Here is an 18,946-nt window from a genome sequence, read left to right as displayed (position 1 = left end):
AATTTATGCAAGTTATTAAAATCGAAAAAGATGTCTTAGAGTTTCTGCGCGGCTTCTCTCGAATTGACAAAGATAATTTTCAGTTTGAATTATTGTCTTTGTTTCCTATTGCATGTTGCGAATATTCTTCGATGATGTTGGCTCGTTTCCTGATAGAGAAAAAATGTTACAATATTGCAGATGTTTTAATGATAAAAGGCCAGTCTATCTCAGATGTCTACCAACTACATTTATGGCTTAAAGTGAATGGTGTTGTCGTGGATATTACAGTAGGGCAATTTAATGAGGCTGAAAAGCCAATAATCATTGATGAACATGGCTCTTGGCATAATAAATTTTTCTATGTGTTGAATGCATATGCTCCTTCAACAGACTTTGAAAATTATGTAGATGAATTTGATCAGCCAACATTAGAAAACGATTATTTAATGATTGTTCAACAGATTCATCAGAATTCAACGACGCTTTAAACTCCTCGTGTATCCACAATTTGGGTAGCGATTGCACGCTAAAAAATCACCAAATTTACCTGTTTTTTTCCATAAACGACCTTGTCCACATTTTGGACACAACCATTCTGGTGGGATATTTCTATTGATCAGTTTATGCTCGTTTTGAGGTATATGGATAAATTCTTTAAAAATCTGATCACTGGTAATTTCTTCAAGAAAAACTGAACTACGCTCGCCAATTAAATATACTTTTTCCTTTGCACGCGTTAGTGCAACATAGAATAGACGACGTTCTTCAGCAAAGTCATGTATCTCAGGTTGTGGTAGGACTAAGTTTAGAAGAGGATCATCTTCTTTTTCAGCAGGGAATGCACTACTGCCACTATTTAAGCCTAGAAGGATGACATAGTCTGCCTGTAAACCTTTTGAAGAGTGGATGGTTTTGAACTCAACGCTGCAATTTCTAAGAAATGGCAAAATACTGTCTAAATTAGGTTTATGGTGTTTATAGCGACCCAAAATATAAATGGATTTTTTCTTATCTGAGCCTGCATTGGCATTATTGATTTCCATAATAGTTTTAAGCAGGTATTCATTAATTTCCTGAGTCTTTGTTAAAAAGTTTATTTCAACCACTTTACTGCTGGTCTTATCAACGGCGTTGACGACTTTTTGAAGCTGAGATTTATTTTTTTGGATAAAGCCACTGGCAACATTAGCGATACCCTGATTGGAGCGGAAGGTCTGGGTAAGCTGTGTTTGTTTGGTATAACCAAAGACCCTTTCAAACTGTGTGAAAATACTGATGTCTGAACCAGCAAAGCGGTATATAGCCTGCCAATCATCCCCAACACAAAACAGTTTTGCTTCTGGCACATGGTTCAATAAGGACAGAATGAGTCTAGCTCTAGCCTGTGATGTATCCTGAAACTCATCCACGATAATAAGCTTGAAAGGGCTTTTGTATTTCTTTTCATTAATTAACTGAGCAGACTCAATCAGCAGGTCATCAAAGTCGTATTCTTTATTAATTTTTAAGAACTGGTCATATTCTTGGTAAACCTTAGAAAATAACTGTAAAAAAAGACTTTCACGTAGGCTGAGGGATGGTTTAACTAATAGGCTGGTAATATTAGCTTGATTAGACTTGTAATGACTTAAAAAACTTGCATATAGATCATTTGCATCATATTCATAAATAGACTGTGCCTTGGCGTTAATCTCAGCGAGACTGCGTGGCTTAAATACCTGTCCCCTTGATTTAAGCTCCTGTTCCAACTTCTTAAAAATAGAACCTGTAATAAATTCATGAAAGGTTGTACTGATTAAATCAGTTTTATACTTTTGATGAGTTTCTGACTTCCATTTCATGTCATCCAGATATTTTTGTCCAAAATGTGCAGGTGTTTTGCCGTACTGGTCTACAGCATAATGTTCTAGATATAGATTTATTTCAGGAAGGTAAAAATCAGGCTTATATTGGCGGTGGGCTTCATCAGCTGTTTCATGCTCGTAGTTTTTTTCGTACTGATAAGGAACTCCTTGGCTATATAACCAGTTGGCTATTGCTTTTTCACCATGTGATTTAACAATCTCTCCCTGATAGGTTTCGAAGCCATCCTTGAATCTGTCAAATGATCGCTTCTGTGCCTTCTCCCAATCATTTCTAGTCTTAAAAGCAAAAGGTGACAAAGGGGCTCTTAAATAAGCAGTTTTAAATAAAAGATACTTTTCCTGAAAGTCTGGGTCTGTTTCGATTAATTGTTGAATAATCCGATTCAGGAGGGCTTGAGGCTTTCCTGCATCGTTGGATACAGATGGGCTTTTACCTGTTGCTTTTCCAATGACCTTAACACCAAATTTATGGAAATTAAGTGCTTCAATACTAGTATCAAAATTGGAGAGAATATCCTTTAGCCTAAAGCTAATACGTTCACTTAGTTCTTCGCCTGCATTTTTATTGAATGCAAGAACCAAAATCTCTTCTGGTTTATAGAGTCCAGTTAATAAGGCATATCCCACTTTTCCAACAATCGTTGATGTTTTCCCCGAACCCGCCGCAGCAACCAATAAGTTGCGGTCTTCAAAGATGATGGAGGAAACACGTTGTTCATTAGTTAGTGGCGTACTCTCTACCTGATCGAAAAATTGCTTAAAAGCTTTTAACTCACTTTCAACGAAGCGTTTATTTTTGGTATTAATAGCGTAGTTTGCCTGAATCGATAATTCTATAAACTGTCGAAGTTGTTCAAAAAGGGTTTGTAAATTGGGTTCAAAGGCAAAAGTGCTATCCCGTTGAATGAGATTGCCAAATTGTTCTACTGAGGCTTTGGATCTTTGTGATAAGTTTGATCTAAACAGGTTGCATAGACGATAGGATAGGTAAATATTTTGTTGGATAAAATTTTGATATTCCAGTAAGTATGGTTTTAAAGCTTCCTTAATTTTTTCAGCATTTCTTTTATTTCTCAGGAATTCTGCATCATCATGAAGTTTGATTTGAAATTCTTCAGCCTGTGCGTTGAATATACCTTTGAACTGAAAATTTTGATCAACAGTCTTGAGTGTCAATGAAGACCATATCCAGCCTTTCTGGACATGTGTTTCCAGTACCTGCTCAAGATTAAGCTTTATGGTTTTGGTATTTAACTCAAGTACTAGCTCAGGGAAAGTATAATTCATTCGCCACTTGGTAGCGTCTGCAAAGATGTAACTGAGTAAACTTGGTCGTATATTCATATTGCCCTAAAATGAAAATGATTTTTTAATAATTCAGGATTTGTAATTGGTTATAAAGTTTATAGAAATTTTACTTAGTTGTTTTCTTCCTTTCACACCTACTCCTTGAATGTTTCATTCAATGCTTGCTGTACAGCTTCCACGCGTGACTTACATGCTTTGTAAGCGGTCATTGACTCTTCCACAATCTTCATCAGATTGTCGATGTCGGGTTCTTCCTGAGATTCGAGTAAGGAGGCATTCTTCTTCAGCAATTCATAGCCCTCTTTAAAGCTTAACTCATTTTTACTCATGATTTGTCACCTCACTTACATTGGCATGAATATAACCATCCTGCATCTCAATTGAAACAGTTGAACCAACTTGTTGTACAGAGCGGATCGCTTTATTTTGACTCCGTACAATAGCATAGCCTTTGGCAAGCACATTCTTAGGATTCTGCAACAACGTTTCACGCATTAAGGTTTCAACCTGTGTGGATGCAATTTTAATTTGCTACTGTGCAAAATATTGTGTTGTTGACTTAACCAAATCAAGATTTTTATTGGCTGTATTGATCTGATTCTGGGTATGGGTCTTTATGGCAGTCATCAAATGGTCATTTTGGCCTTGATACGCGGTTATCTGATGTTGGGATAGCAACTTGATGGTTTGCAGGTAGCTCATCACATCCTGAGACCGTTCTGAAATCACATTACGGATGCCAGCAATCACCTTGCTTGGTGTATCGAAAGAACGATGGGCGATTTCATCTAGAATGGTTCGATCTTTTTCATGACCAATACCCACCCATATTGGAACCTTGCGCTTGCACAGCAGGGCAGCGAGATCATAGTCGTTTAAATAGGCTAGATCATTCACTGCACCACCACCACGAATAATCACAATGAGGTCAGGTGGGATAGCATAATCTTTAGCCCACTGGCGAAGCCCTGAACTTAAACATTCCATAATGCTGTTGGCAGCGGTATTACCCTGAAAAGTAGCTGAGTGATAAACAAAGTGGCAGACATTAGCTTTATTGAGCGCATCAGCATCTTTCCTGAAGTCACCCAGACCAGCTGCATTTTCTGGTGCAATCACTAGAACATTTTCAATATCAAAAGGAGCGGGAAGTGACTTATTCAGATTGACCAAACCCTCAGAGCTTAGGCGAGCAAGAATCTGTTGGTAACGTTTGGCAATATCACCTAGTGTAAAACTAGAGTCGATGTCTTCTATGTTGACGGAAAACCCGTACTGAGGATCAAAACGGGCTTTGATTTTAATGAGAACATTTAAGTCTTTTGAAAGCTCAATGCCACTTTCACGCTCAAACTTGAGCACAATTTTTACGGCGGTGAATTTCCAAATTGTTGCTTTGCAGTTTGCAATGACCTTGTCTGTATCCTCTTCCTTTTCAGCTAATTCAAGATAGTAGTGTCCACCCTTGATACTCAGGTTGCGTACCTCAGCTTTTACCCAAACTGGCTCATCAAAAGACAGGCGAATGACTTCCTGTACTGTAGAAAGGTAGTCGCTGAGGGACAACAGAGGTTCGGACATTTAATCTGAAAAATATAGGATTGTCCTTGAATAGTAGCAATAGAAAGGAGCTATAACAAACTCTCAAATCTTTTTTATACAAAGTAGAAAAGGGACATAATGGTTAGCAAATATGAATTTAAGCTGGGGAGTTATTTTTTAATCACATAATGCTATTAAAAAATAATTAGTTACAATAATAAGGGTATTGAATTTAGCTATCATTTATATATTTATCAATTGATGCTAAGAGACATCACCAACGATAAAAAATGAAGAGGATATGGTAAGGAATCAATTGGAAGAGGCTTATAAAAAATTTAATATATTTGGATATCTTGGAAGATGAGAAAAAAGCAAGAAGAAGAAAAACAAGAATTCTCAGTAAGGATTATACTGAACCATATAAAACCCTGTACATGCCCACTTTACTTAAGCTTTCACCTAATGGCTATACTCAGGAATATTTTAAGGCCGACTTTAAAAAGGTGACGGATTAATATAATTGGTTTTAATATATTCCAGATAATCCTTTAACTCTTATATAAGCTATCTGAGGATTGTTATAGCGTTGATTCTTAATGTAGGATGATCACATTGTGTATATAAAGAAAGCCTGCATGTTACGTATAAAACTTTTAATTGCACACACTTTTGACAAACTTTTTTGATATGGAACAAAAGTGTAGTGGTGTTACTTTTTCTAGAAATATGGATGTATGCCTAAGTTATTGTTATTTTTGAAGTAGATTTTTGCTTGAATTGATTGTAAAAAGTACTGTAGAGGTGATTAATCCAGTATGATTACATCTGCGTTATCGAATTGTGGTTTTAAAAAAATCAACATGTTGAACGTTAGGCATCTCTATTAAATGTTTGATAAAAAATATTTTGTTATTCGGGTTTTACAGTCAAAACTGTAAGTTAGTTAATTTAAAGAGTTAAACGTTGTCTATATTATGAAAATTTCAAATCTCAGAATAAAAGGATTCAAATCCTTTGGCATTAATGAAGGTGTGAATATTCCTCTTAATAATAATCTTGCCGCTTTTATAGGATTAAATAGTGCAGGTAAGACAACTGCTTTAGAAGCATTGCGAAGATTGTTTGGATCGTCTAATGCAGAAAGAGAAATAAATCGTCAAGATTTTCATGTTGGAAAAAATGAAAACCCAGATGAAATCGAAGAAAGAGAACTTTCTATTGAAGTAAAAATAAACTTTTCAGATGATGAACAAGAGGCGGTACCTCATTTTTTTTCTAACATGGTTGTGGATGATCAGGGTGAGGAGCCATACATACGTATAAGATTAGAAGCAACTTGGAAGAAGTCGGAAATCCTTCCTCAAGGAGAGGTAGAGGTAAAAACTTACTTTATAAAAGTTGCAGAGAATGAAGCTGAAGATGATGGTAGCAAACAAATATTTCCAAATCATTTTAGAAGTCTAATTCAAGTTTTATATGTTCCAGCAATTAGAAGACCAGCAGAACAACTAAAATATGCCTCTGGTAGTATTCTTTATAGGGTGCTAAGGAAAATAAAGTGGGGTGATGAGTTTAAAGAAGATTTTGATAAAAAAATAAATGATATTAATCATGCTTTTCAAGGGTTAAAAGAATTCGGTACAGTTCAAAAATCTATAACTGATTTTTGGATAAAATTTCATAAAGATGAACGCTATAAGGATACGCTTCTAGGGTTTGGTGGAAGTGATTTTGATTCTATACTAAAAAAATTAGAAATATCTTTTAGCCCTACGGGAACTCATAAATCATTTGGAATAGATGAGTTAGGGGATGGCTATCGCTCTTTATTTTATTTAACTTTAGTATGTGCACTTCTAGATGTCGAGGAAAAATTAGCAGAAGAAACAGTTGAAGCTATAGGTGTCACACGCCCTCTTCTTACAATACTCGCGATTGAAGAACCCGAAAATCATATTGCCCCTCAGTTATTGGGGCGAGTTGTAAAAATATTAACAACTATCGCTAATAAAGATAACTCCCAAGTATTATTGTCCTCACATACACCATCAATAGTTAAGCGACTAGAACCTGAAAGCATTATTCATTTCCGAATTACAGAAGATTATGAAACTGAGGTCAATCAGATATTTCTTCCAGAAAAAGCAGATGAAGCCTATAAGTATGTTAAAGAAGCTATTCATAATTATCCAGAAATATATTTCGCAAGATTAGTAGTTATAGGGGAAGGGGATAGTGAAGAAGTTATTTTTAATAGACTTATGGAAGTGATGAAAGTTGATTTTGATGACAATATAATAACATTTGCTCCTTTGGGTCATAGATTTGTAAATCACATTTGGAAATTACTACGAGCTTTAAATATCCCTTATATTACGCTTCTTGATTTAGATGTAGAAAGAGAAGGCGGGGGGTGGGGACGAGTGAAGTATGCTTTACAACAACTCATAGAAATTGGCTATGCGAAGGAACGGTTGTTAATGTTGGATGGCGGGAGAATTTTATCTGATGCTGATTTAAAAGAAATGCATACATGGCCTTTAACTTGCCCAGCTGAGCTTGGCAATCTTAATAGTTGGGTGAGATTCCTTGAAAATTACAAAGTATTCTATTCTAATCCTCTCGATCTAGACTTCTTAATGCTTACCCATTATCCCGAATTTTATAAAAATGCCATACCAAAGAATGGTGGCCCAAGAGTTCCTGACAAAATTAAAGAACCTACTGCATTCGCTGAAAAAGTAAAAATTTCACTACAAGCCACTTTAAAATCTGAAAATGCAACGGCTATTACCTACACTAATGAAGATAAAGAACTTATGATTTGGTATAACTATCACTTTTTAGGAAGGGGAAAACCAGCAACTCATATTGAGGTTTTGTCATCAATGAGTGATGAACAATTAAATGATAAAATTCCTGAAATTTTTAAGAAAATTTTTAAGGAAATTTCTTTAATATTAAATATTGAATCATAAAATGAATAAAATTCAGACACAAAATTGGCAACCAGCGGACGGCATGATTCTCGAGCCAAATGCGCTACGTATTGCCACTAGTACACATAATAACTTGGTCGTTGCAGGTCCTGGAGCTGGTAAAACTGAATTGTTAGCTCAAAAGGCAAGTTTTCTCTTGCAAACAAATACTTGCCGATTTCCTTATAAAATATTGGCTATAAGCTTCAAAAGAGATGCAGCTTATAATTTGAAAGAAAGAGTACGTTTGCGTTGTGGGGATGAGTTATCCAGAAGATTTGACTCCTTGACTTTTGACTCATTTGCTAAGCAAATCTTAGATAGGTTTAAGCAAGCCTTACCAAATGACTACAAAATAAATGGAGAATATGATATTTTTCTTGGAGATGACTTTATTCTTGACTACTATAAGTCTGAAGATATTAATTATTTTAATACAGTTGATAATAACAAAATTTTAGAGCTACATTTTGCACAACTTCCTCATTCTTTAACCTCAAACGCAGATCAAATTAGAAAGAATGTCTGGAATAAAATGTTGAGTGCTTCTCAAGCAAAACTATCATTTAAAATGATTATGAGACTTGCCGAATACATTATAAACTCAAATCCTAAAATAAAATATTATTTACAAAAAACTTATCATTATGTTTTTTTAGATGAGTTTCAAGATACTACTGAAGCACAATATGATTTATTTAAAAGTTGTTTTATTGGAAGTAAAAGTCATTTTACCGCAGTTGGAGATGATAAACAAAGAATCATGTTATGGGCAGGGGCACAGCATTCGATATTTGATGATTTTATAATGGATACCAATGCTGTGCGTATTCCACTAGTAATGAATTTTCGTTGTGCCCCACGTTTAGTCACTTTATTGAACTATCTTACTGAAAACCTTTTAGGTAAAACCGACTCTGCTATACCATCATCTAAATGGAAGCCAGATCAAGGAGACTGTTCAATATGGGTATTCGATAATCCTACTGACGAAATGCATGAGCTTTTTAATGAAGTTTTAAAATGGGTCACTGTTGATGGGATAAATCCAAGAGAGATTTGTATTTTGGTAAAGCAACAATTATCTCAGTATGCTGGAAATTTAATAGAATATTTTAATCAGAATGGCTTGAGAACAAGAGATGAAAATAAATTTCAAGATATTTTGACTGACGATCTTTCCATATTTATTGTGAATATGCTGTATATTATTTTTGATAAAAGAAATCATAATGCTAGAGGTGAGTCTTTTAGTTTTTTAAGTAACATTCATACTGAATTAGATGAGCAACAGTTGTTAGTTTTAGAGGGAAGGCTGTCAAGATTTATTAAAGATATGAGAGTAGAGTATGTTATTTCTGATTTAGATGATGATGCTATTAAATTAATGGTATCGAAAGTAGTTAGTTTTGCTGATAAAGATCGATTGAGTTCCTATTATCCAAATTATAAAAATAAAGCGACTTTAGAATCTGTAATTAATAATCTACAAGATGTATTAATTGAAAACTATAATAGTACTTCCTCGTTCCTTCTAGCCTTAGACATGCTTGTAGGTAAAGATACAATCCCTGTTATGACAATTCATAAAAGTAAAGGTTTGGAATATCAAAGTGTTATATTTATTGGTTTGGAAGACGGGGCTTTTTGGTCCTTCCAAAAGCAGCCTGATGAAGATAAATGTTCTTTTTTTGTAGCTCTCTCAAGAGCCAAAGAAAGAGTCATTTTTACTTTTAGCCGTCAGCGTGAGGGAAAGTTCGGAATGAGACAACAATCGATCACAAATATTAGTGTAATAATTGAACAGCTACAAAGTTCTGGGGTAGTTAGTACAGTTGAAAAAAAAACTTAATAACAACACGATAATAAAAAATCAATCTGCTAAGAGTTATTTGTTATTTTAAGTTTAGCAAATTTGACTAAAGCATGATTTATATCGTGAGTATCTATTGAACCCATTTGGACTCAAGTACGATTCCATTTATGAGGCGACAATTCTTCGATAGCTCTCATTTTGAGGTATGATCCTAGACAGTGTAGTGGACAGCCGATTCCTCTAAATTCTTAAAATATTTTTGTTCAAAGGCTTCAGGACTTAACCAGCCATTTGCTGAATGCCTTCTGATTCAATTGTAGTAAATCTCAATATTCAAACAAGACAGAATTGGCCTCTTTTCGGGTAGTAAACACACTACTGTGAACTACATGAGCTTTTAGTATATGAAAGAAGCTTTCGCCGCATTATCCCAACAGTTTCCTAGACATGTTTTGAATGCAGTTATTCGTCAATAATAGCGATCTAAAGTCATGACTACAGTACTGACTACCTTGATCGGAATGCACCATGACACCTGTTGGATAACCATGACGAGCAATTGCATAATTCTCAGCATAGTTAGACGTTAAACCTTAAAAATGACTTAATACTTTTTATTTAAAGCTGCGTCTTTCGACACAGCTTTTTTTATGCCTAAAATTCAATGATGACAGGAAATTACTATGAACTCAGCATTAATTCATGCGACCAAATAACGCAACACTGAATATACATGCCAATCGCCCAAAACTCTTCACGGCAAAATGCTTTGTGGAGGCTAAAAATATGACGCAAACTGATCTGATTTGCATAAAAGTTAGTCGAATGGAGATTGTTGCTTACAAAAATAAATAATGATGCTTTCTCAAATAAAGTAAAAAAATAGCTTGCGACAATTTGTGTCTTGGCTGACTTTTTTATAGATGTTTATTTCTTTATCATATATACAATAAGCTATTACTTATTAACTAAAATTTGAACTAATTAAAGATTATTAGGAAGGAGCATTTTTATGAAAGGTCTAGGTAGTCTATCTAAGAGTTTAGAAGAGTTAGGCCGGTTTACATCTGAACTAGATGGAGAGTTAGGTACATTAAATTTTAATCCATTTGATGCCGAAAGTATCGAACATGCTATAGTGAAAATGGAAAGTTGGGTAGATGAGCGTAGCAGAAGTTATCCAAATAATTCAATGATTAAAGACATTTCAGCGGAATTAAAATCTACTTATAGACAAGCTATACTTGATAAAGCTTCTGAAGCAAGAATGAAAGGTGATAATGACGCAGATGAATAATATCTTTAAAAAAATTGATAATACCCTTCTAGATCTTCAAGCTGCTCATCTTCAAACATATGAAAATGAACTTAAAAAGTTAGCTAGATTATTAAAAGATGAGTCTTTAGAGGCAAAAAATACTGAGTTGATAGAAAATATTGATTTAGAAAAGTTTCTTGAAAATAGTGAAAAAACACAAGGTAGCATGATTGGTTCTGCTAAGTTGGAGTGGCCAGATAATGATATAGAAGTTTTAGGTTTACAGTATTTGTTAATACAGAAATTTGGAAATGAAGAGAATTTTGCTTGGAATTTTAGCTATATGTATTATAGTTCAGGAAGAAAAATTATTGATCATATCCACACACTGGTTCGTAACTTAATCATTCCTTTTATAAGAGATTATAAGCAATATATTAATTCATCAGTTCAACCTAACTTTGAAGTAAAAATGCAAGTATCGAATAATAAAGTGTTCATCGTACATGGACATGATGAAAATACGTTAAATAAAGTTGCGCGTTTGATTGAGCAACTAGGATTAGAAGCAATTATTTTGCATGAGCAAGCCAACAGAGGAAAGACAATTATAGAAAAGATTGAGGCACACTCTGACGTTGGATTTGCTGTTGTTCTTCTTACACCAGATGATCTTGGAAAAGCTCATTCCGCAGAAGATCTATTACCACGTGCACGTCAGAATGTGATATTGGAATTAGGATATTTCATGGGAAAAATTGGCCGTGAGCGAGTCTGTGCACTTAAAACAGATAATTTGGAGATACCTTCTGACTATATTGGTGTTGTTTGGACAAATCTTGATTCAGCTGGTGCATGGAAATTTCTTTTGGCAAAGGAACTTAAAGAAGTAGGGTATAGTATAAATACATCAAAATTATTATAGCTATATAATTTATATTGATTATTTTTTTGTACTAGATTGTGAACAGTTTTAGTTTAAGTTAGAAATTTATAGTTAAAGAAGTAATTAATCAATCTACTGGTTACGAAGTCCAAGTTCCGTGTATTAAGTGCTCTGGTCGTACAGCCCATGAAATTATTGTCTCTGTTGATCAATCTGGAGCTGAGCCTAGGTATCCAATGGACTGGTGGCATAATTATCAAATCATCAGATGTAAAGGTTGCAAGGTTTTGTCTTATCGAGAGGTATCATGCACTTCTGAGGATTATATACAAGTTGGTGAGGAGGAATGGGAGATGGTGCAGGCAGAAAAACTATATCCCTCTAGAATTGAAGGGAGAAAAGATCTAGGGGATGATATTCTGTACTTACCTTCAGACTTATCACGTATCTATCGTGAAACTGCTGCTGCCTTGATTAATGATTCACCTATTTTAGCCGGTATTGGTCTTAGAGCTATTGTTGAGACTGTTTGTAAAGAGAAAAATGCTTCAGGTAGAGATTTGTATAATAAAATTAATGACTTAGTTAAACAAAGAGTTATAACGCCAGTTGATGCTGATATTTTACATAAAGTAAGAACCCTCGGTAATAGTTCAGCCCATGAAGTTAAGCCTCATACACCAACACAACTCTCACTTGCGATGGGTGTTTTAGAAAATATGTTGAAAGCTGTTTATATATTGCCGAAATTGATAAAAGATGAATTCGATTGAGAGGTTAAATTATCCTAATTGTATTCCCTTCTTATAAATGATAGTAAGTGAACTATATAAAGTTATGCATACAATACTCAGCCCAATCAGCCATTAGACTTTTACGTTTTTCAAGATAAGCTCCTCGTAAATAAGCGGCTTCAACTTCATCAGGTAGTTTATGTGCAAGTACATGCTCACAAACTTCTCGGGGATAATCGGTCATATCAGCAGACCAATCACGAAATGTCGACCTAAAACCATGTGTGGTAATTACTCGATTTTGTTTTGGGTCAATATAGCCTAAGCCATTTTCCTTAAGTTTCTGTTCATGCATACGCTTAATCAAAGCAGTTAAGGACATGTCTGAAAGCATGCTACCAGTACGAGGTGCAGGGAAAATATAGCTTTGAGGTCTAGTATCAGTCTGAATTGACTTTAATAATTCAATTGCTGGTTCTGAAAGTGGAACACGATGCTCTTTTTCAGCTTTCATGCGCTCTTTAGGAATAGTCCAGACTTTATTTTTCAAATCAATTTCTTGCCAAGTTGCTCCAAAAATTTCCCCAGAGCGACATGCTGTTAAAATTGCAAATTCTAAAGCTTTAGGGGAAATCCCATCTTTTTGACGGAGGTGCTGAACGAATGTAGCAATCTGATCATAAGGCAAAGATGGATGAGGCCGTGATTCCTGCTTTAAGTTACCTAATATAGGTTCAAGATTACCTTTCCATTCAGCAGGGTTGTCACCTTCAAAATACTCCATAGCCTTTGCATAATCAAAAATAGTCTCAATACGACCACGAATACGTTTAGCTGTTTCGTTCTTCTCAATCCAGATAGGTCTAAGAACTTCAGCAACGTCAACTTTAGTAATTGTGCCAATACTAATATCACCAAGAGTAGGATAGATATAAGTTTCTAATGTGGTAGACCATTGAGCAATATGCTTCTGATTCTTTAATTCACGAGATTTATTGGCAATCACAATCTGAGCACATTCACGAAAAGTACGATTACGAAGTTTTTGAATACGTAAAGCTTGAAGTTGATCTTGTTTTTGTTTGATAGGGTCATTCCCATTTCGGATTTGGGCTTTCATTTCATGAGCTTTAGCCCTTGCTTCGGCTAGTGACACTTCTGGGTAAGAGCCCAGTCCAATATCACGGCGATGAAGTTGCTGTTTACCATTTTCATCAAGGCGCTGACCAACAACAACACGTAGAACCCAAGCACGAGAGTCATTCACAATACGCAGGTGCAAACCATTGACACCGCCTACAGCATGCCTGCCATTTCCTTTGATTTTTGCTACACTGAGCGCAGAGAGTTCTTTGGCTTTCTTAGGCATAGACTTGTTCTTGTCCCACATAAAAACCCACATAGAATATTGGAAATAATTGGGTTTGGCAAGACGTGGTTGGAATGATATTTACATAAGTTATTGAAAGTTAAATTTATGTTTGATTGGGTTGGACAGCATGATACAGGTGTTATACGGACACCGCTTCCGCCATATTCAAAAACCCCAATGTTTTACATTGGGGTTTTTTTATTGCCTAAATTTTTGAATAGTTTTTTTCTACAGGCGAAGTTGATATACAGCATGAATATGACATGCTATTAATTATTCACAATAAACAGAAAACAAGATCAATCGATTTAGAAAAGGAATTCATCCATGCAAAAACCAGAGCTTATTCATGAACTGGAATGGCAAGCGCGTTGTCAATTGGCGGCACTGTATCGCTTAGTGGCTTATTATAAAATGACCGACTTAATTGATACTCATATCAGCCTGCGTTTAGGTCATGAACCTGAGCATTTTTTGATTAATCGTTATGGTGTGACCTTTGACAAAATGACAGCTTCTGATTTGGTCAAAATTGATCATGAAGGAAAAATTATTGAAACTTATGATGCAGGGAAGATGGTGAATGTCGCCGGCTTTGTAATTCATTCGGCCTTACATCATGCGTGTGCAAATATTAATTGCGTTATTCATACGCATACTGCAGATGGCGTGGCAGTTTCTGCACAGGAACATGGATTATTGCCAATCTCACAACATGCGTTAAAGTTCTATCAGAACATTGCTTATCATGAATATGAGGGTATTGCCTTTTCAACTGAAGAGCGTGAAAGACTGGTACAAGATATGGGGCATTATCGTTGCATGATTTTACGCAATCACGGCTTGCTTGCGACTGGAGATAGTGTGGCACGGGCATTTCATGAAATTTACTTTTTAGAACGGGCTTGTCAAATTCAAGTAAAAGCGTTGTCGAGTGCTACATTGCATTATCCGAGTCCGAAGGTTTGTGAATATACGTTGCAGCAGTTTGAAAATCCGATGGCCGAGCCCATTATTCAAGCGGCTTGGCAGGCGGCCTTGTCTTTAATTGAAGATCAGCACTCAGATTATTGTCGTTAATATAATTTTCTATCATTTAGCTTATAAAAAAATGGCGCTATGCTTTATGTGTAGAAGAATAGTCATGGCATGAGCAACGCGTTATCATGTTCGTAGTGGAATTATGAGATGAACTATGAAAATCGTTGCAGATGAAAATCTGGCATTTACTGAGTATTTTTTTGCTGAATTTGGTGAAATAAAGCAAGCGGCAGGTCGAACATTGACCCATGAGGATGTCAAAGAAGCCGATGCATTATTGGTACGATCAGTGACTCAGGTAAATGCAGAATTAATTCAACAGACCGCACTCAAATTTGTCGGTAGTGCTACGATTGGAACAGATCATTTAGATATTACCGCTCTAGAAAAGCAGGGCATTGCTTGGTCAAATGCCGCAGGTTGTAATGCACAAGCGGTTGCTGAATATGTGATTACTGCATTGCTCTACGTTAAACCTGAATTGTTGAATGCAAATGAACAATTTACCTTGGGCATCGTTGGCTTAGGTAATGTCGGTTCACGTTTAGCCGTCATGGCAGAATTATTCGGTTGGAATGTCATTGGCTATGATCCATTTGTGCAATCTGATCAGGTGAAACAAGTTGAATTTGCAGAACTGTTAAAAAATGCAGATGCGATTAGTACCCATGTGCCACTGACCAAAGAGGGTGAACATCCAACCTATCATTTAATCAATGCTACTGCGCTTGCTGCTATGAAGCCTTCAGCGATTTTGATTAATTCCGCGCGTGGGCCAGTGGTCGAAGAAGCTGCCTTAATTGCCGATATTCAACAAACTCAGCGTAAAGTGGTCTTAGATGTTTTTGAACATGAGCCAGAGATTTCAGCAGCGTTGTTGGATTTAATTTACGTGGTGACACCCCATATTGCAGGCTATAGCTTGGAAGGTAAAGCACGTGGCACACAGATGATCTATGAAGCATTCTGTCAAACTTTTAATCAACCGATAAATAAAGCTTTTGAAAGTCAGTTGCCCGTCTGTGAGCAGTATTTTACTGGCGCTGACTTTAAGACGGTATTACAGCGTTATTTAAAAGATATTTATGATATCGCTCGTGATGATGCCAACTTACGTGCTTGCCTAAAAGACGGCAAGGTGGATCAAAAAGCCTTTGATTATTTACGTAAAACCTATCCTTTACGCCGTGAATGGGCTGCACATGGAGGCCCAGCAGCATGAGCCAAATGAACTTTCAACCGAGTTGTGAACTCATTGCACTTCGTGCACGTGCCACGATGTATGCTCAAATTCGCCAGTTTTTTGCTGCACGTGATGTGCTTGAAGTGGAAACACCTGTGCTTTCACAATCGGGTGTCACCGATGTGCATTTAGCATCGGTACAAGCTCAGCGTCATGTGAATGGTCAAAAGCAAACGCATTATTTGCAAACTTCACCTGAATTTGCCATGAAGCGTCTGTTGGCAAGTGGCAGTGGGCCTATCTACCAAATCTGTAAAGTTTTCCGTGATGATGAACATGGACGTAAACACAATAGTGAATTCACCATGTTGGAATGGTACCGTCCGGGTTTTAGCTTAAAAGACTTGATGTTTGAAGTGACGGATTTATTGAATGAAACCTTGAAACAACGCTTTGGTGAAATTCGTCCGACTATTTTGAGCTATAAGCATGCCTTTATGGATCGTTTGGATTTGAACCCGTTACAAGCTTCTTTACAAGATCTAAAAGATTGCTGTCGTCGTGTGGGGCTAAGCTTAGATTTGGGTGAAGACCGTTTAGGCTATATCGATTTATTGTTTTCGCATTATGTTGAGCCGAGCCTCGGTTTTGATACGCCAGTGTTCCTTACAGATTTTCCACCTGAAATGGCTTCTTTGGCGAAAACCCGTGTGGACGAAGATGGGGAGTTGGTTGCAGCACGATTTGAGCTGTATATCGAAGGTTTAGAGTTAGCGAATGCTTATGATGAACTGATTGATGCAGATGTTTTACGCAGTCGTTTTGAGGCAGATAATGCAGAGCGCGCTAAACTTGGGTTGCATGTGATGCCGATTGATGAATATTTGCTTGCTGCATTACCGCATATGAGTGAGTGTGCAGGTATAGCCTTAGGCATTGATCGATTGCTAATGGTGGCAACGAATCAGTTAAAACTTGAAAAAGTCATTAGTTTCCCAGCCGATATTTCTTAAAAAATGTCCGGATCGGCTGATGGTAAAATTGGCCGATCAATTTAAATATTTAGTAAAATCCAAACCATATAGGCTTTAAACCCTAAATTTTGATAATAGGCATGTGCGGCATATCGTTCTGAACGATTCCCACTATTGAGTAAAATACGTTTTAGATCTTATCGCCGTGCGCTTTGCTCAATGGCTTGCATGAACCATCGCCTTAAACCTTGATCGCGATAACTCACATCAATGACAAAAGCCTAAATCCGAATTATTCATTCCTCAAACTCCTAACTGTATTGTTGGATAAAATCTGCATAATCAATGACGCGGTCATTAGCCGCTATCACTAAGGTTTAATAGTACTTATTCAAATGAATCAACTGCCAATGCTGTTGGAGTCGCTCTAGTGGTATTTCATAACCCAATTGTATTATGAGTTGATGAATGGCTTGGAGATCTTCTTATAGTTATAGTGGACAAATTTGGGTATGCATATTTGCCAGATCGATAGTTATCCTATAAAAAATAGATAAAAGTGCATAGAGGTGAATGCTAAAATTTTTAAAAGCTTATCTATATTTGAAAGGATAAGGTGTTCTAATACACAAGTTAAATTTTTCAAATTATAAAATCAGCAAATAAAAAAGCACCCGAAGGTGCTCAAATTAAGCTTCGACTGCATATTGACTGGTTTTAAGTGCGGCAATGGCTTGAATACGTCGTTCAATCAACATTTCACCAATATCAGGCCCAGATACATCAGGCGGAAGGTCGGCAGCTTTAATATTACGTACCACTTGCATGGCATCTAAAACGTATTGAGCTTGTGGATAGGCGCGATCCTCTAAACCTAAGCGACCACGTGAATCACATTCACAGGCTTGTACAAAGGCTTCTACACGTTCAGGACGGCGTAGCACATCCATACGTTGTAACAGACGCCACAATGTCCCCGGCTTTAAGCTCAAGGCTTGATGGCATTTTAAATGCTCTTTACACACTGAGATGGCCAATTGTTTGGTATTGGTGGGAACACGCATACGGTCACAGACATCGGTAACTGGTTTTACACCACGCTCTTCATGCATGATATGGCGCGGTAACTCATCTACTGGAGTGAGTGCTTTGCCCAAGTCGTGTACCAGTACAGCAAAACGAACATCCAAAGAATAATTCGCACGACAGGCTTGCTGCAACGACATCATGGTATGAATACCACAGTCTATTTCGGGATGATATTCAGGGCGCTGTGGAATACCGTATAACGCATCAATTTCAGGGAACAAGACTTTTAAAGCGCCACAGGCTCTTAATACCTCAAAATATTCATCTGCGTGGTCTTCCATTAATGCACGAGACGTTTCCTTCCATACACGTTCAGGTGTAAGGGCTTCAAGCTCACCAGATTGAGCAAGCTCTTGCATCAGCGTAAGTGTTTCATCAGCCACTTTAAAACCTAAAGCTTTATAACGTGCCGCAAAACGTGCAATACGCAAAACCCTTAATGGATCTTCGACGAAGGCATCAGACACGTGGCGAAGGACACGCTGTTCTAGATCACGTTGACCGCCATAGGGGTCATAGACATTACCTGCATCATCCATCGCTATCGCATTGATCGTGAGGTCGCGTCGAATGAGATCTTGCTCGAGTGTGACATTGACGTCGGTATAAAATTCAAAGCCATGATACCCATGTCCAGACTTACGTTCTGTACGGGCTAAGGCATATTCGTCTTTGGTCTCTGGATGAAGAAAAACAGGGAAATCTTTACCCACAGGTTGATAACCTTGAGCAAGTAATTGTTCCGGCGTTGCACCGACAACGACATAATCTTTTTCGTGATAGGGGTGCCCGAGCAAGTGATCTCGAACTGCACCGCCTACTAAATAAACTTGCATGAAAAAACCTCTATTCTTAGAGCAATCATGCTACAGAACAGAGGTTTTCTCAAGTCACAAAGTGTGTTCAGGTCAACTA

The 18,946-nt window shown here is 36.8% G+C and carries 13 protein-coding genes and 2 pseudogenes; 9 read left to right on the top strand and 6 right to left on the bottom strand.

The annotated features are described in order from the left end of the window. Window positions 1-5 precede the first annotated feature (5 nt). Complete coding sequence (locus B1201_RS01880) at window positions 6-470, top strand: hypothetical protein (protein ID WP_078192103.1); 465 nt, start codon at window positions 6-8, stop codon at window positions 468-470. On the opposite strand, the gene B1201_RS01875 is transcribed toward B1201_RS01880, so the two are convergent. The 3 genes and pseudogenes from B1201_RS01875 to xseA all read right to left on the bottom strand — a co-directional run bounded on the left by B1201_RS01875 (window position 456) and on the right by xseA (window position 4,736). After that, entirely contained in the window at window positions 456-3,191 is a 2,736-nt protein-coding gene (locus tag B1201_RS01875; protein ID WP_078192102.1) for a UvrD-helicase domain-containing protein, read from the bottom strand. The two genes, B1201_RS01880 and B1201_RS01875, sit on opposite strands and share 15 nt — an antisense overlap. A 98-nt stretch (window positions 3,192-3,289) precedes the next feature. Beyond that, window positions 3,290-3,484, bottom strand: coding sequence for an exodeoxyribonuclease VII small subunit (xseB, locus tag B1201_RS01870; RefSeq protein ID WP_078192101.1), 195 nt, complete (start codon window positions 3,482-3,484; stop codon window positions 3,290-3,292). Further along, window positions 3,477-4,736 (bottom strand): annotated as a pseudogene (gene xseA / locus B1201_RS01865) (exodeoxyribonuclease VII large subunit). Before xseA ends, xseB begins: the two are co-directional and overlap by 8 nt. Before the next feature lie 938 nt (window positions 4,737-5,674). On the opposite strand from xseA, the gene B1201_RS01860 reads away from it, so the two are divergent. Continuing rightward, entirely contained in the window at window positions 5,675-7,678 is a 2,004-nt protein-coding gene (locus B1201_RS01860; protein ID WP_078192100.1) for an ATP-dependent nuclease, read from the top strand. 1 nt (window position 7,679) lies between these two features. Further along, entirely contained in the window at window positions 7,680-9,530 is a 1,851-nt protein-coding gene (locus tag B1201_RS01855) for a UvrD-helicase domain-containing protein (RefSeq protein WP_078192099.1), read from the top strand. Between the two features lie 175 nt (window positions 9,531-9,705). Here B1201_RS01855 and B1201_RS01850 read toward each other — a convergent pair. Continuing rightward, window positions 9,706-10,069: pseudogene (locus B1201_RS01850) on the bottom strand (IS3 family transposase); the annotation flags it as partial. A 437-nt stretch (window positions 10,070-10,506) separates the two neighbouring features. On the opposite strand from B1201_RS01850, the gene B1201_RS01845 reads away from it, so the two are divergent. From B1201_RS01845 to B1201_RS01835, 3 genes are all read left to right on the top strand, one after another. After that, window positions 10,507-10,791, top strand: a complete 285-nt coding sequence (locus B1201_RS01845; RefSeq protein WP_078192098.1) for a hypothetical protein — start codon at window positions 10,507-10,509, stop codon at window positions 10,789-10,791. Further along, complete coding sequence (locus tag B1201_RS01840) at window positions 10,784-11,677, top strand: TIR domain-containing protein (RefSeq protein WP_143221643.1); 894 nt, start codon at window positions 10,784-10,786, stop codon at window positions 11,675-11,677. Before B1201_RS01845 ends, B1201_RS01840 begins: the two co-directional genes overlap by 8 nt. A gap of 197 nt (window positions 11,678-11,874) precedes the next feature. Continuing rightward, the gene (locus B1201_RS01835; RefSeq protein ID WP_078192096.1) at window positions 11,875-12,411 is read left to right on the top strand and encodes a DUF4145 domain-containing protein; all 537 of its coding nucleotides are present in this window, start codon (window positions 11,875-11,877) and stop codon (window positions 12,409-12,411) included. 52 nt (window positions 12,412-12,463) lie between these two features. Here the strand turns inward: B1201_RS01835 and B1201_RS01830 are convergent, their stop codons facing one another. Further along, window positions 12,464-13,741 carry a tyrosine-type recombinase/integrase gene (locus B1201_RS01830; RefSeq protein ID WP_078192095.1) on the bottom strand — a complete coding sequence of 426 codons (1,278 nt, stop codon included), beginning with the start codon at window positions 13,739-13,741 and terminating at the stop codon, window positions 12,464-12,466. Window positions 13,742-14,071: 330 nt separating this feature from the next. On the opposite strand from B1201_RS01830, the gene B1201_RS01825 reads away from it, so the two are divergent. The 3 genes from B1201_RS01825 (at window position 14,072) to epmA (ending at window position 16,981) form a co-directional block, all read left to right on the top strand. Continuing rightward, window positions 14,072-14,824, top strand: coding sequence for a class II aldolase/adducin family protein (locus B1201_RS01825; protein WP_078192094.1), 753 nt, complete (start codon window positions 14,072-14,074; stop codon window positions 14,822-14,824). A gap of 115 nt (window positions 14,825-14,939) precedes the next feature. Continuing rightward, on the top strand, window positions 14,940-16,007 hold the full coding sequence (locus B1201_RS01820; protein WP_078192093.1) for a 4-phosphoerythronate dehydrogenase: 1,068 nt from the start codon (window positions 14,940-14,942) through the stop codon (window positions 16,005-16,007). A gap of 5 nt (window positions 16,008-16,012) precedes the next feature. Continuing rightward, the gene (gene epmA, locus B1201_RS01815; RefSeq protein ID WP_373684750.1) at window positions 16,013-16,981 is read left to right on the top strand and encodes an EF-P lysine aminoacylase EpmA; all 969 of its coding nucleotides are present in this window, start codon (window positions 16,013-16,015) and stop codon (window positions 16,979-16,981) included. A gap of 650 nt (window positions 16,982-17,631) precedes the next feature. Here epmA and B1201_RS01810 read toward each other — a convergent pair. Further along, entirely contained in the window at window positions 17,632-18,867 is a 1,236-nt protein-coding gene (locus B1201_RS01810) for a multifunctional CCA addition/repair protein (protein WP_078192091.1), read from the bottom strand. Window positions 18,868-18,946 lie beyond the last annotated feature (79 nt).

The organism is Acinetobacter sp. ANC 5600, from assembly GCF_002018395.1.
GTDB classification, from domain to species: Bacteria; Pseudomonadota; Gammaproteobacteria; order Pseudomonadales; family Moraxellaceae; genus Acinetobacter; species Acinetobacter amyesii.
This window is presented reverse-complemented; position numbering and strand designations above follow the sequence as displayed.